At 51.3% G+C, this 14064-nt stretch carries 13 protein-coding genes; 5 read left to right on the top strand and 8 right to left on the bottom strand.

Annotation, left to right across the window (positions count from 1 at the left end; translation table 11 throughout):
* The first annotated feature begins 19 nt into the window (after positions 1-19).
* On the top strand, positions 20-1324 hold the full coding sequence (locus SH451x_RS08775) for a DUF1552 domain-containing protein (protein WP_479362074.1): 1305 nt from the start codon (positions 20-22) through the stop codon (positions 1322-1324).
* A gap of 197 nt (positions 1325-1521) precedes the next feature.
* Here the strand turns inward: SH451x_RS08775 and rbp are convergent, their stop codons facing one another.
* The 6 genes from rbp to SH451x_RS08745 all read right to left on the bottom strand — a co-directional run bounded on the left by rbp (position 1522) and on the right by SH451x_RS08745 (position 7887).
* On the bottom strand, positions 1522-1896 hold the full coding sequence (gene rbp, locus SH451x_RS08770) for an RNA-binding regulator (RefSeq protein WP_479362073.1): 375 nt from the start codon (positions 1894-1896) through the stop codon (positions 1522-1524).
* A 335-nt stretch (positions 1897-2231) separates the two neighbouring features.
* The gene (locus SH451x_RS08765; RefSeq protein WP_479362072.1) at positions 2232-3314 is read right to left on the bottom strand and encodes a fatty acid desaturase family protein; all 1083 of its coding nucleotides are present in this window, start codon (positions 3312-3314) and stop codon (positions 2232-2234) included.
* A gap of 140 nt (positions 3315-3454) precedes the next feature.
* On the bottom strand, positions 3455-3643 hold the full coding sequence (locus SH451x_RS08760) for a hypothetical protein (protein WP_479362071.1): 189 nt from the start codon (positions 3641-3643) through the stop codon (positions 3455-3457).
* 471 nt (positions 3644-4114) lie between these two features.
* Positions 4115-5401 carry an outer membrane protein assembly factor BamB family protein gene (locus tag SH451x_RS08755; RefSeq protein WP_479362070.1) on the bottom strand — a complete coding sequence of 429 codons (1287 nt, stop codon included), beginning with the start codon at positions 5399-5401 and terminating at the stop codon, positions 4115-4117.
* Positions 5402-5553: 152 nt separating this feature from the next.
* Positions 5554-6843 carry a dienelactone hydrolase family protein gene (locus SH451x_RS08750; protein ID WP_479362069.1) on the bottom strand — a complete coding sequence of 430 codons (1290 nt, stop codon included), beginning with the start codon at positions 6841-6843 and terminating at the stop codon, positions 5554-5556.
* An 87-nt stretch (positions 6844-6930) separates the two neighbouring features.
* On the bottom strand, positions 6931-7887 hold the full coding sequence (locus tag SH451x_RS08745) for an SMP-30/gluconolactonase/LRE family protein (RefSeq protein WP_479362068.1): 957 nt from the start codon (positions 7885-7887) through the stop codon (positions 6931-6933).
* A 585-nt stretch (positions 7888-8472) separates the two neighbouring features.
* On the opposite strand from SH451x_RS08745, the gene SH451x_RS08740 reads away from it, so the two are divergent.
* Positions 8473-8793, top strand: coding sequence for a hypothetical protein (locus SH451x_RS08740; RefSeq protein ID WP_479362067.1), 321 nt, complete (start codon positions 8473-8475; stop codon positions 8791-8793).
* A 53-nt stretch (positions 8794-8846) separates the two neighbouring features.
* Complete coding sequence (locus SH451x_RS08735; RefSeq protein ID WP_479362066.1) at positions 8847-9044, top strand: carbon storage regulator; 198 nt, start codon at positions 8847-8849, stop codon at positions 9042-9044.
* Between the two features lie 85 nt (positions 9045-9129).
* Here SH451x_RS08735 and SH451x_RS08730 read toward each other — a convergent pair whose 3' ends face one another.
* On the bottom strand, positions 9130-10362 hold the full coding sequence (locus SH451x_RS08730) for a glycosyltransferase family 4 protein (protein ID WP_479362065.1): 1233 nt from the start codon (positions 10360-10362) through the stop codon (positions 9130-9132).
* Positions 10363-10505: 143 nt separating this feature from the next.
* On the opposite strand from SH451x_RS08730, the gene SH451x_RS08725 reads away from it, so the two are divergent.
* A complete protein-coding gene (locus SH451x_RS08725; protein WP_479362064.1) occupies positions 10506-11369 on the top strand; it encodes a hypothetical protein in 864 nt (287 codons plus the stop codon).
* Positions 11370-11582: 213 nt separating this feature from the next.
* Positions 11583-12560, top strand: a complete 978-nt coding sequence (gene dapA, locus SH451x_RS08720; RefSeq protein ID WP_479362063.1) for a 4-hydroxy-tetrahydrodipicolinate synthase — start codon at positions 11583-11585, stop codon at positions 12558-12560.
* Between the two features lie 145 nt (positions 12561-12705).
* Here the strand turns inward: dapA and SH451x_RS08715 are convergent, their stop codons facing one another.
* Positions 12706-14013: a nickel pincer cofactor-dependent isomerase, group 22 gene (locus SH451x_RS08715; protein ID WP_479362062.1), complete on the bottom strand. Its 1308-nt coding sequence runs from the start codon at positions 14011-14013 to the stop codon at positions 12706-12708.
* Between the last annotated feature and the right edge of the window lie 51 nt (positions 14014-14064).

The raw sequence follows: 14064 nt of genomic DNA, 5'->3' as shown, positions 1-14064 counted from the left end.
TTTTGAAATGAGATACAGAATGAAGAATTTCTATTTGGATCGTCGAAACCTGCTTCGCGGGCTGGGTGTAACCATGGCATTGCCCTGGATGGAGTCCGTTCGAGTCTGGGGCGACGAAGGTTCAGGAACGTCCGAGCACCAGGAGGCTCCGACTCGTATGGCAATCCTGTTTGCTGGTTGCGGATTTCATAGCCGCGAGTGGTGGGCAAAAGGCCAGGGGCCAAACATGGAATTGGGCAAAGTCCTGCAGCCGCTAAATGATTTCCGCGATCGCATGACCTTCATTCGTGGTCTCTATAACGCCGAAGCTTTGAAAGGCAACATCCACAGCTCACAGACGGGCAATTTGCTGTCGGGGGCACCGCTCGCTTCGGGTGGCACCATTCAAACGGGAACCAGCGTGGACCAAGTGGTCGCGCAACGAATCGGGAACCAAACGAAGATCCCGAGCCTTGTGCTTGGGTGTGAGAAAGCCAATCCGTCGGTTCATAAAAACTACTCGATGCTTTACAGTTCTCACATATCTTGGAGCAGTCCAACGACGCCTACGCCTCTGGAGGTCTATCCCGCTCTCGCGTTCGATCAACTGTTCAAGGAATCAAACCAGCAGGGCGATGCCAGCGTCCTCGACGCAGTGCTTGGCGACGCTTCTGATCTACAGAGAAGGGTCAGTAGCCTCGATCGTCAAAGGCTGGATGAATACTTTCAATCGATTCGGGAGGTTGAGCAGCGAATCGAGCGAGCTGGACGCCGTGGCGAAGTCCAAGGCTTCCGGCCGACATTGGAGCAACCTGACATGCCTCGACCGGAAGATGGCTATCCTCAAGACATCGTCGAGCATATGAAACTGATGTGCGACATACTGATTCTAGCGTTCCAAACGGACACGACTCGAGTCTGCACTCTTAAGTTGAACAATGACCACGGTACGCTTCGCTTTCCGCACTTGAACGTGGATTACATGATCCATCATTTGCTATCCCACAGCGACGGCGATGATTGGTTGAAGGTCAATCAATTCTTCTTGGAACAAATGGCCTATCTTGCGCGTCGGATGGACGCGATCCAGGAAGGCGAACGTACACTCTTAGATAATTCGATGGTTATGTTGTGCTCAAGCATGATCAACGGGAATCACGACGCATCGCAGTTGCCAGTCGTCATGTTGGGGACAGCAGGGGGACAGATTCAAGGCGGACAGAATCTTGATTACCTTGGCCAGTCCGATCGCCAGATGTGTCGGCTGTACATGAGCATGATGAACAAGATGGGTATCGAGCTCGATAGCTTTGGCGACGCAACGTCGGCGTTGGACGAGGTCTAACATAGAAAGCACATCCGACCATCGTTTAACAGTTTAGCCGCAGGGGTACTCTTAACTCTCGCCGTTACGTACGTTCGCCCGCAACTGACTGTTAATAGGGGCGATAACATTGGTGGGCGCAATAAAAAACCGCGAGCTCTAGTTTTCCAGAACTCGCGGTCAGTTGTTCGTTAAGCTATTCGCAAAATCGATTTCAATTACCAGCGATCGCGGCGTCCGCCGCCACCACCGCCGCCACCGCCGCCGTGTCCGCCGCCGCCGTGACCACCACGACTGCCGCCGCCACCACCGCCGTAACCGCCGCCACCACCACCAGATCGTTCTTCGCGTGGTCGCGCTTCATTGACCTGTAGACTGCGTCCATCGCGATCTTGACCGTTAAGGCCATTAATTGCTGCCGTAGCTTCTTGGTCGCTCGACATTTCGACAAAGCCAAAACCTTTGCTTCGTCCTGTATCGCGATCTTCGATAACCTGAGCACTTACTACGCTACCAAACTCGGAAAACATTTCCTCGAGCTGTGCAGATCGCACATTATAGCTCAGGTTGCCGCAGTACAGTTTCTTTCCCATAACCAAACTCCATACATGTCCCGTTCATTATCTATTGGATCAATTGGACACCGGGACCGAGTCGCCCACTTGAAACTCTTTGAACATTCCTACAGCATCTGGTTGAGCGCAACGGTCGTTAATGATTTCATGATAGAAGTTACTCTACACGAGTTCGGCGACGATTTGCATGGCCATAATACTGCAGCGGCAGTCATTGAAAGATCTAAAAAAAAGATGGCTCTATCTGCCAAGAAACCGATCTCATACGCGGATTGTGACTACCTTACAGACCGTTGTCCATCGGTAAAAGACGAATAGTTGTAAAGTTTCCTCGTGCCACACTAATTTTTTATTTAAGCAATTTTCTGAAAGCTATCTATTTCAAGAGGCTTTACGGCTACTTCCAAGGATTCTGGGTCGTTGTAACCAACAAAACGATCTAACTTGGTATCCCACAATTTCAGTCTTAAGCAAGCCAGAATGTCAGCAATTCGAAGCGAAGTCGTCGAAGGCGATTGCAGCGGTGGCAAGCCTTCCATCGCTTCTGGAAGCCGATAGAAAGGTATTTTGGCGTTCAAGTGGTGAACGTGGTGGTAACCAATGTTGCCTGTAAACCATCGCATCACCCGCCCCGTGTGAAGGTAGCTGGACGAATGCAGCGCTGCGTCGGTATAGCTCCACTCTTCACAATGCCGAATTTTTGCAGTCGGAAAATTGTGTTGGATATAAAAAAGATACGATCCACAACACATCGCGATAAATGTTGGCAGCAGGAAGACAAACGTCGCCATTTCCCAACCGCTGAAAACAACACATGCGGCCGTCAAACCAAAATGACAAAGCAATGCAGGCAACGAATCCCAGTGACGACGAAAGTCCGTGATCATTGGCAGGAGCGTCATGCCAAACAGGAAGACCGAAAAATACCCAAAGACGATGATCAATGGACTGCGCGAAATTCGGTATTCCAGTTTGCGTGCCCAGCTTGCTTCTGCATACTGCCGGCAAGTCATGATGGGAAAGGAACCAATGCTTGCGCCAAAGAGCTTAGAGTTATTGCGATGATGGTGATTATGAGTTCGACGCCACACACTTGGGGGCGTCAACATCAGGTATCCATACACGGTCAAAATGGCGTTGGCGAGCCGCGAATCCTTCAGAATCGCTTGATGTTGATAATCGTGGTAAATGATGAACATTCGCACGAACAACAGGCCAATGATCACGCTCGCAAAGAGCCTGATCATGAATACGTCAACGAACGCTGCGACTGCAACAGAGGCAGCAAGAGCTACTAAAGTTGTGGCGAAATGCCACCAACTCTGGCGGATATCCTCTTTGGCGTACTGGCGACTATCGATCAGTAACTTTCGGTCAGTTTCCTTCGTCGACTCCGAAACCTTGATCAAATGCTCTTCGGTTTCGTGACGCTCCATCAATAAACTACTCAATTGTGCATACTCCAGACAGACTGCAATATTTGAAAGGCTGTGCCACGACCATCGGAAACAGGACCCCTCTGAAAGCTTTCAACAAGTTTGCCTACACAATCATACGGCCAAGGAAAGAGATGCGTTTACTCCGCAGTTGATGCAATCTCTACAACTTCATCACGTATGTGAAACCAGGAATGATCTACTACTTCTTTTACTTGCGCGACATCCAATTGCATTCGATCGGCAATCTGATCGATCGGCGACGGACCATTAATGTAGAGGTGGTCCCAAATCTCAGGACGCAGCAACTCAAGTTCTTCACCTGTCATCGCGATTGTTCTTCTAAATAAAGTTATTCTGCAACAACGAATGATTCGTCAATCGTTTCATCAGCGCATCTCATGCCAAACCAAGGCACAAAAGGCTAACGATTCAGACTAAACCAATCGGAACATCGAGCACCACCGAAGAAGTGTCGAGTTACACCACTGCAATCCATGCAGAGAGTTGTAATGCAAAACGCAATTCTTGCTGATCAGATGTTTTGTAAGTGCCGCTCAAAATGATGCACTCAACGGGCCCCAAGTTATCGCGTAAAGTCTGCGAAGGTCAACGCCGAAAGGCCGTTGCATCTGGGAATTCGCCATAAATTGCCAATAAAAAAGCGGCAATTCCTCTTTTCAGATGAAGGCCGCAACGGTGACTACACGCAGTCCAAAAATCTGTCCAAACTTGGTTTAACCGCCCCTAGACACAATTCCGTTTCAGTGCAGTCAACGCAGGTCAACTTTCAAAAACACTCAATTGCCAATGCAAACGAGATATTCTTGTCTCGCCCCAGAACTGTCTTGCATCGCAATGCGTTGATAAATGTGGCCACCGCAAATTGCAGGCGTCGCGAATATGTCAAAGCCAAGTAAATTTTGCGCAACTTTTACATAGGCTGCTGGGTCCGCTTTGAAGATCGTCGTTTCGCCCGCTTCGTTCGTCGCATAGACCATTTCACCGACTAGTACCGGAGAACATGAAAATGTACCGCCGATTCTTGCTTTCCACATTTCTTTGCCCGTGTCAGCCTTCCAACAACTAGCAATTCCCGCGTCCAAAACGCCGTACAAATAGCCATCGCGAAAAACCATCGAAGGCACATACAACCGCGTATCATTTTGCCAGTCGACTTTGTTCGAGCCATCGGCGCGGATCGCCGACATATGATTGCGAGGATAACCACCGCGGGTAAAAATTCGCTCACCATCAGTGAGCGTTGAAGTGACACATTCGGTCGTCGCCCCGTCGGTTTCCCAAATCGTCTCGCCCGTCATCGGGTCATAGCTCACAATTTTATCGCAGCCTACCAAGACAACTTGGTCCCTCCCCGCCGCATGCAAAACAATGGGCGAAGCATAGTTTGGCTTGGTCGGCCGATCGCGTTTCCAAACTACATCGCCGCTCGTACGGTCAAGCCCGACGATCGCTCCTCCAGCTTTGTTATCAGACGTCGCGATCACAAGATGCTGGTAGAGAGCCGGCGATGCGCCATAGCCTTGGTGTTCCTGGTAGTGTGAGACTTCCGTTTGCCAGACGATCTTTCCCTGCAAATCTAATGCACTTGTTATCAGGTGATCTTTGTTTGCGAAATTAATGTAGACGCGCTCACCATCGCAAGCCGGAGTGCTTGATGCGCCCGTCGATTTTTCATTCTTTCGCAACGCACCACTCTCATGCACAACCGTTTGCCAAGCCGGCTCGCCATTTTCTCTATCAAAAGCCAAAAGCGACTGCGAGCCGCTTGTTTCGTCGCTGGCCGCCAGGATGACGAGCGAACCTACCACAATCGGTGAACCGTAAGCCCTTCCGTCGATCTTCGATTTCCAGCGGATGTTCTCCGTCTCGCTCCACTGCGTTGGCGGTGTTTGATCATCGTTGGCAGCACCATTTCGCGTCGGCCCTCGCCACCACGGCCAATCATTCTTATCGACGTCGAGCTTGTCATTCACAGGCTCAACTGCGAGAAGCGCTTCGCTGGGAGAGGCCACAAAACCGAACAAGCAGGCAGATAACACCAGGTTACACAGAGACAATCGCATGCAAACATCCAGAGGTTCAAAGGTGGGAAATCGGCTAACGCCAGACTTATTGACGCCATTCTAGCAATTCCTGCGTCGACGGCACCTTCCCTATAGTTCGTTTGATCAAAAGATCGTTTGCTCAAATATCGCGGGCTCTTAACACTGCGAAATTAGGCCTTCAGCCATCGGTCAAACCAACCTGCAGCCTCGACCTGCATCGCTGCATCGAACTTATGTGGGCCTGGATAGAACGAGCATCGGTAGCGGTCGGGCGCACCGGCTTTGGCAAAAATAGACTTCATCATCACGTCTGCTCGCTGCATCTCGGGCAAAGTGAACAACGGGTCTTCGTTGTTATTCAAGACCATTGTTGGCAGTGGAGCACGCATCGCCATGATCTCTGGATAGTCCAGCGAGTTGGGCAATCCCGGAATGTAAATCATCCATGTATGCGTATAAGCCTTGTGTAACAAGTAGTCGCGCCAAGTCGTCATCATACCGACACAACACGCACATCGGATGCGGTCATCCAGACCGCTCAGATAAGCCGTGCGTAGCCCTCCGCCAGAAAGTCCAGCACATCCAACACGTTCGGCGTCAACTTCAGGCCTGGCGCACAATATATCCAGAGCGTGTTGATCTTCCCAAGTAAAGACACCCGGCCACGTCGTGCCTGCGCAGTAAAGGCTCTTGGCCATCAAGTGCTCATGATCGCTAGCAAAATCGTTGTACGCCTGTACCATCTCAGAAGAATCGCCCTCCATGCTTGGAAGGTTCCTTGTCAGTCGTTCCGGCAAGTCCTGCGGTAAGACACGCCGCGAACCAAAGGTGAAGACATCATGAACCAATACGACATAACCTTGCTTGGCAAATTCATTCGCCCATGCAAAACCACCGTAGTCGCTAGCTTGATGGTCAACAATCATCGGATGTTGCTTGGCGTTTGTCTTGGTAATCTTGTCGACTCCGAAAAACTTCATGCCACCATGATCGTGAAGGCCAAGTATGCCAGGCAATTTGCCAACTGCATTTTCTGGCTTTAGCAACAACGCTCTTGTTCGAGGCCCGAAAGGTAGCTGCCAGCTCAGATGCTCGATCATGACTCCGTCCAGGATCTCCGTACTATCGGTTCTAACTTCACTATCGGTTCTAACTTCGGCCACCGGAGTTGGATCAGGTTGCTGCAAGTGGAAGCGAACGCGCTCGCGTGCTTTGGCTCGCCATTGGTCAACGTCACTAAATTCCTCGCGGAGAAACGACAACTCCCCTAGACGCTCGCCGATTCGATTCGCGGCCCATTCGCCGTAAGCACCGATCATATTCTTCTCAGCCACGTTCGGTTGCTCCGTAAAGCCTGCCTGGGCGGCGCCACCATTGGCCAAGCCCGAAACCATTGCGGTCGCCACTGCGGCTTGCGTCAATTTCAGTACATCTCGTCGGTCAATTGGCGGCGTAGGCATCGAACGAACTCCTAAGGTTGAAACGCACAACTGAGTCACAATTAGACGCTGCTATTCAGCAGTCTGAATCGTCACGCTGCTGCAAGATTACTTCAATGCGCCCAACGGAGCGACTCCCGTGGCGTCTGTTTTAATAACATAAACGCTCGTTCTGGCTGTGGCGACCAAATACTGTCGCTCGGGACCAGCGAAACAAACATTGGCGGGCTGCTCGGGTACTTCGATCGTCTGCAAGCGCACTCCAGTCGGACTGTAGACATCGATGCCTTGATGCGTCGTAACATAGAGCCGGCCTTGAGTGTCGATGGTGCCGCCGTCTCCTCCTGATTGAGAGTCGGCGATGCCTTCTTTGGGATCGACTTTGCAAAAGACGCGTCGGTTGGATATCTGACCTGGGCCTGTGACGTCAAAGGCGATCATGTCGCGTTGCATACTTGGCAATACATACAGCGTTTTTGCATCGGGGGACAGAACAATACCGTTCGGCGCAATCATATCTTCGGCGATTCGTTCGATTTTGCCATCGGCCGCGCGATAGTAAACAGCTTCGATCGTTTGCGGCCAAGGTTCTGGAGCGGCGTAGCGTGGATCGGTAAAGTAGAGGCCGCCTTCACGATCGATCGTCAAATCATTACAGGCGTTGAAGCGAACTCCTTTAAAATCCGTGGCCAACGGCGTTCTCGTTTTCGAGGAAACGTCGACTACAGAAATCAGTCCGCCCATTTGGCACATGATCAACTTACCGTTACCGTCGATCATGAGTCCATTGGCGGAATTGGTGTTTTCTAAAAACACCTCGGGCGCAACTTTTACATCGCTCAGGAACGCGATAATGTCCAACCGGTGAATGCGATTCGCCGGTATATCGGTAAAGTAGACGAATCGTGATCCGTCGTACGTGGGACCTTCCGTAAATTGAAATTCGCCGGGGACTTTGAGCACGGTGTCAGTTTTTACTTTGCCTGGCGCTTCCTGCGCGTTTGCGTGTTGGGGGACTACCACCAGGCTTAAACAAATCGCCATAACTGAATTGAAAGTTTTCATTTTTCGATAGCTCAAGAAGTTAATGTCTTTACCTCGTTCCCAGGCTCTGCCTGGGAATGATACGCCTTGGAGGCTCTGCCTCTATTCTAGCGTAACGGTTGCCCCAACAATGCGCAGGCAGAGCCTGCAGGTCAGTGGGTTACCAGGCGGAGCCTGGGAACCAGGAACATCGCGTATTGTACCTAAATTTTAACTCGGTAACTCGTTCCCAGGCTCTGCCTGGGAATGAAATGTCTTAGAGGCTCTGCCTCTCTTCTCGCGTGACAGGTGACCCAACAATGCACAGGCAGAGCCTGCAGTGCAGTGGTTTACCAGGCGGAGCCTGGGAACCAGGAACATCGAGGAAAAAGTGTCCTTTTTCCAAACGGTGACCACTTTCTCTAATCTCTGAAGAAGTCCCGCGAACCTTGGAATTCTATCGCAAAAAATGCCAGGGGTAGGCGTCACGATCGGTCTGCTTGCTCTAACTGGAACAATCGAAGTGGTACTTTTCCTTCTGACAGTGATCGCCGATATCTTCCGCACAGAGGTGCTCGTTTTGCGACCGCAGAACGAGTTTTCGCAACTTGAAGGAGTCCCGCCACGATGATGCAATCGGAAATAAGTCGTGATCAACAAATTCGCAATTGGGTTGAACACCAACTCAGCGAAGAAAACGACTTGGTACCCGGCGCATTCCCGATGACCGAACAACTGATCAACAAGCAAGGTAACTTATGCGGAACACTGTTCTGCTTGCATGGACCACGTAGTGTACGAATAGTCGCCGTCCATGATTTTCAAAGCGATCGGATACTAACCTATGACTCGCAAGGAACGCGAACCGGTAGTTTCGAAGTAGTCAAGGTTCTAGACACCGACGCCGCGAATTCAACAGTGTCCGCCCGTGAGTTGCTTTCCTCATAGTCTTTAACAACTTAACCCTTGAACCATCGCAATACGGAAACGGATTTCCAACTATGCTCATCGTATCCCGCCGCCAGTTAGAACAAGTACAACTGGGTAACGACATTACTCTTACAATCGTTAAAGTCGCGGGAGAAAAAGTGAGAATCGGCGTCAACGCTCCGCCGAATCTGAAAGTGTTGCGAAAGGAACTCGACAGACAACCAGCTCCAAACGCGTCCGACATTGCGCGTTTCCGCAAAGCTGCTTAAACAAGCCACCTTCTGAGCAAAGATCTTGATGGTACTGGCGTTGACCATTTCCATCAGCTGCAAATAGCAGCGATCTTGATCAGTTTTAGTTCGGGGCAATGGCAGACAGCGCGAACTGTTGATAGACGTCAGCAACAGCTGCAGACATGGCAACATCGGAAAACTTGTCTTGCTGGCGTCTGGCCGCCGCCGTCGAAGCTTTGCACCATAGCGGACGACTCCGCGTTGCTCGGCGCAAAGTCTGTGCTAGGTCTTCGATATCCCCGGGCTCTGCAAGCCAACCCTCTTGCCCATCAGTGATCACTTCGGGCGTGCCTTCGACGCGCGTCGCCACGACGGGAACACCACATGCCAGCGCTTCTAGAACAACCATCGGCATGCCCTCCCCAAAAACGCTCGGTAACACTAACAAGTCCAGCGCCCGCATCCGCTGCGGAACGTCTGTGACAAACCCGCGCAACTGAACCTGCTCGCGATGCTCCATCATGTCGATCTGCGCGCGAATGCTATCTTCATAAGCTTCCGTTTCAAAGCCTCCGATAATCTCAAGCTCGAACATCCCCGGATCTACGTTGGGCATCTCGCAAAGTGTCTCGAACGCTTCGAGCAATATTTCAAGTCCCTTCCGCGGACGAAAGAGAGCGACCACGCCCAATCGCCACTTCGAATTTTGCAATCGCTCGGTGGGTCGAATCGGCACTTGGCATGCGACGCCATTGGGAACGACGTAGATCTTGTCAGCGGGAACTCCGCGGCCAAGCATTTCGTCGCGCAGTGATTGCGAAACCGTAATCAGCGCATCGCAATTTTTTAGCGATCGTTTTTCGACAATACCATTCAGCCAGTTCACGACGCGTCGATTCGAATCGCGAACGGTCGGGCTATGAACGTGGTAAACCCAAGGCAGCTTTGTTCGCTTGGCAACTTGAGCTGCTACCATCGCGGTCCTTGGAGTATGTGCGTGCAGCAACTGGACACCATGTTGTTCAATCAGACTACAAACGCGTGACACAACTGTTGTATCTAGCCTAGATTGCATAGCTACCGCATGCACCCGATCAAGCGGCAGACCGCTCAGCTTCTCAAACTTGCCTGGCTTCAAACATGCAAAGTGCGCGTCGTAACCAGATTCACCAAGCCTTTGACCAAGCAACTGCTGGACTCGCTCTGCACCTGAGAAATGTTCGCCGTTGATTAAGTGCAGGATTGGAAGGCTTTGGCGTGCAGTCTGCTTTGTTGTCACTACAACAGGGACTGCTATAGTTCCACTAGCAAAGCTTGTATCGATTGTCGGGTCTGGATGGATTATTTGGAGCATGGAAGATCTGGGCCGTAGGTAAACTGTGCGTGCAGCCATTTGGAAAACTTAGGTCATTCGAGAACATTTGTTGAACCTGTACCCAAGTTTTCGCGCACAATTCCCGGTCGATAGGTCAGATTTGATCGAGGAGTTGAATAAAAATGTCACGGTTCTCAAAAAATTCAGCGCGAGCAATCGGATATGCCTTTTTTGCCTTAGCGGGCGGAGCGGCTTATGTCGGGTTTTACGGAATGCCTGAATTCGTCACCGACAAAACTTTAGAAAATTCCACGTCAGTTGAAAAACTGCCAATCACGTTGGGAGCGACTGGCGATTACGCTACCGAACTTTCGGCCGTGATGACGCGGACTAGGTTTGACGATCCCGTTGTAGAACTTACACCAACACGAAAGCCACATTGGATTCGCGAAAACAACTTCTCCCAAGTGGAGTCGCTGACCAAGAATTCGGTCGAGCACGATTTGCCCAAGCAGTATCCTTATCAAAAGGTTGCGCCAATTTCGATTCCACGTCGTGGCGATGCCGTCGTAAATGCTTTGGCAGTTCAACCTACGAATGCACCCGAGCTGAAGTCGCTCGGTCCTGAACGACCTAAGCCGTACACGCCACGACCAACGTTTGCTTTCAATGACGATATTCCAACCGTTCCCGTCCAAGGGCTTGGTAATTCCAACGCGAACCACGACAGCTTAGCCGTTGTCGAGCCAGAAGGTCCTTTAACGTGGCCCGATCGCGGATTGATCGTTTTGGATCACCTCAAGAAGGGGTTCTTTCCAGCCAACGACAATGGCGGCTCGTCCAATTCGGCGGAAACCGTCGCGGTTAATGGAACTCCGCCATCACCTACGGCCGGCGCAGACCGTCCTGGAAAGTTGGTCGGAAACAGTCGCAGTTCGTCGAGTATAGCGTCGCACCAAACCGCCGAAATCCTGCCACCAACAATGAGGCCAATCGACGAAAGCGTCCGCGTGAACCGTTCCTTTATCACTCAACCAATGCCTTAAGTCCCGGTAGCTTGCCCGCATTGTCACCGTCTTGGAGCTGCGACTCCCTCGCAAACTCCCAACCAGGCGGACTTCCAATCTGGTCTAAAACACGAATTAGACTGGGTTGGTAGTCCGTCTTTTTTCATTTCCGATCCGATTTTCAAACAGGTCAGAGTCGAATTATGGCTGTTCGAAATTTGAATATCGAGTTAACCTAATCGGCAAAGCGGCATGTCTTTTTGGGACTTTGCCGCATGTTTTTCGTTCCCATTCACATTCTTGATTCGGATTTTTGCAGTGCGCAAAGGCAGTGATTTCGCAGGCGTCGGCGTAGCTATCGTGACCCCATTTCGCGATGGTGAATTGGATCTGCCGCGTCTACAAGAACAAGTCGACTTCCAGATCGACGCCGGTGTCCAGTTTCTAGTGCCCGTCGGAACCACCGGCGAATCGCCAACTTTAACGCATGACGAGCACGACCGTGTTATCAGCGAAGTCATTCAGCGTGCAGCGGGACGTTGCAAAGTGATGGCTGGCACTGGCAGCAATTCGACTGCGGAAGCATTGCGGTTGACCAAACGGGCGGCGAAGGAAGGGGCCGATGCGACGTTGCAAGTCGCACCGTACTATAACAAGCCGATGCAAGAGGGTTTCTACGAGCACTTTAAGGCGATTGCGGAAGACATCGACATTCCCGTCTGTGTCTACAACATTCCGGGCCGATCTGCCAAGAACATCGAACCGGAAACGATTATTCGACTCGCCGAACTTGAGAACATCACGATGGTCAAGGAAGCCACGGGCTCGATGGATCAGTGTTCCCAGATCTTAAATCAGACCAACTTGACGGTGCTTTCCGGTGACGATTCGATGACGCTACCGATGATGAGCGTTGGAGCAGAGGGCGTTATCAGCGTTGTCGGAAACATTGTTCCAGCAGATCTTGTTAAGCTCGTTCGTTCAACTGCCGCTGGCGATATGCAAGAAGCTCAGCGTTTACACCATCGCTTGTTCTATCTGTGCCGTGAACTTCTTTCGATGGCAACGAATCCGATCCCGATCAAGATGGCAATGCATTTGTTAGGCCGCGACACCGGCGAACTGCGACTTCCGATGACCAGCTTGAATAGCGAAGCAACACAAAAGCTGCGTAAGCTGCTAGAAGAATACGGACTGACGTGCGAAGACCTGATCGAAGTGCGCAGCTAGCTCAATCCGCATCTGCGTTAAAACTCTTTTCCTGAAAACGGGTGCCACTGCTGGCTTGTCCAGCAGTGCTCGTGGCGGAACGGCAAAGCTTTCCAACACGTCCCCCGGCTTCTAGGCCAAGCCAGCTACATTTGCTTGTCGATCTTCAAAAACCCCGCATCGCTCGCAGCTGATCATCAAACGACTTCAGATTCCCAGCTTCATCAAATTCAAGCGGCTTGCTTAGACCACACTCAACCAAGTTGTTAGCCAGAGCACTTGTCGCTTCCAGTTGACCGCGGAACGCTTCACTGCAAATGATCCATTCGAGCCGCTTGGTGTTCTCGATCCAAGCGATCGTCGAATCGGAATTCGATTCGCTCGGTCGCCACGGTGTCAGCTGCATGGCTGCATCAAACGCCGCCAAATCAGTTTCAAACGCGGTAGGCATCATAGCGGCCGACAAATGCCCAGCGGTGATACTGTTCACATAGGTTTTATGAAGATTGATGGCGTCAGCAAGCTGTTTGTGACACATGTCAGCAATCCCAATTCCCGATGCATTGCCACCGGCTTTGGCGGTCAAACGACGAGCGTACAAGGTATGCACCCGAGGCGTTTCATTGGCCATAGCAACGCGGTCGTTGAATTTACGGCCAACGACGTTCGTATCCATCCCTGTTCCGCTGATGTCCTTTCCAATCTCGTCAACGACCACCAGATCGGCCTTCAGAAATGGCAACCGCGGCAGCAACTCTTTCGCTCGCTGTAAGACTTTAGGCTCTTGCTCCACAATTTGCTCCCCCCGTATAGCATGCAGTTCGGCGATTTCTTCAAACGCATTTTCGACTATCGCAAGGCCAGCGATTACGTTCGCTTGTTTGATAACCACAGGAGCGATTGATTTAGCGATTGCCTGAAAATCACCATGATTCAAAACGCGATGATAGATCTTCGCTCCCGCATGCTTCCCCAGCCCAATCATTAGCATCTTGATAAGACCGCTTTCGATCTCGCCGTCAAAACGAGTATGTGATTTGACGCGATTCACGACGACAACGCCATCACACTCCATGGCATCGCGCGACACATTGACCGGAAACCCACCGTCTGCCGTAGCAACTTCCATCGTCTCCATGGAACTGACAATTGGGCAACCAAGTACCTCTTCGGTCATCCCCAGTGAACCGAGCAACTCTTGCTGTCCAGCGCCCGTCGCACCGCCGTGCGAACCCATCGCAGGGATAACAAACGGTTTAGCCAATTTGGATTTGAGATAGCTAACCACGGCGGCCAAAACGCATGGGATGTCTGCAATGCCTCGCGAGCCAGCGGTGACTGCGAGTCGTTTTCCTTCGAAGAGTGACCAGTTAATCCTTAGTGCATCGAACTGTTCGGCAACTTCGCTGGTGATATCGGCGACTTGCGGACGGACAAATTTTTGCTGAACGGCAAAGAACTTTGGTAACTGCATCGCTGATTCGCCTCCCAATCAGATATGGTCCACTCGCTAGCCTAAAATGGC

It is taken from the genome of Njordella aestuarii, assembly GCF_056494165.1.
This window is presented reverse-complemented; position numbering and strand designations above follow the sequence as displayed.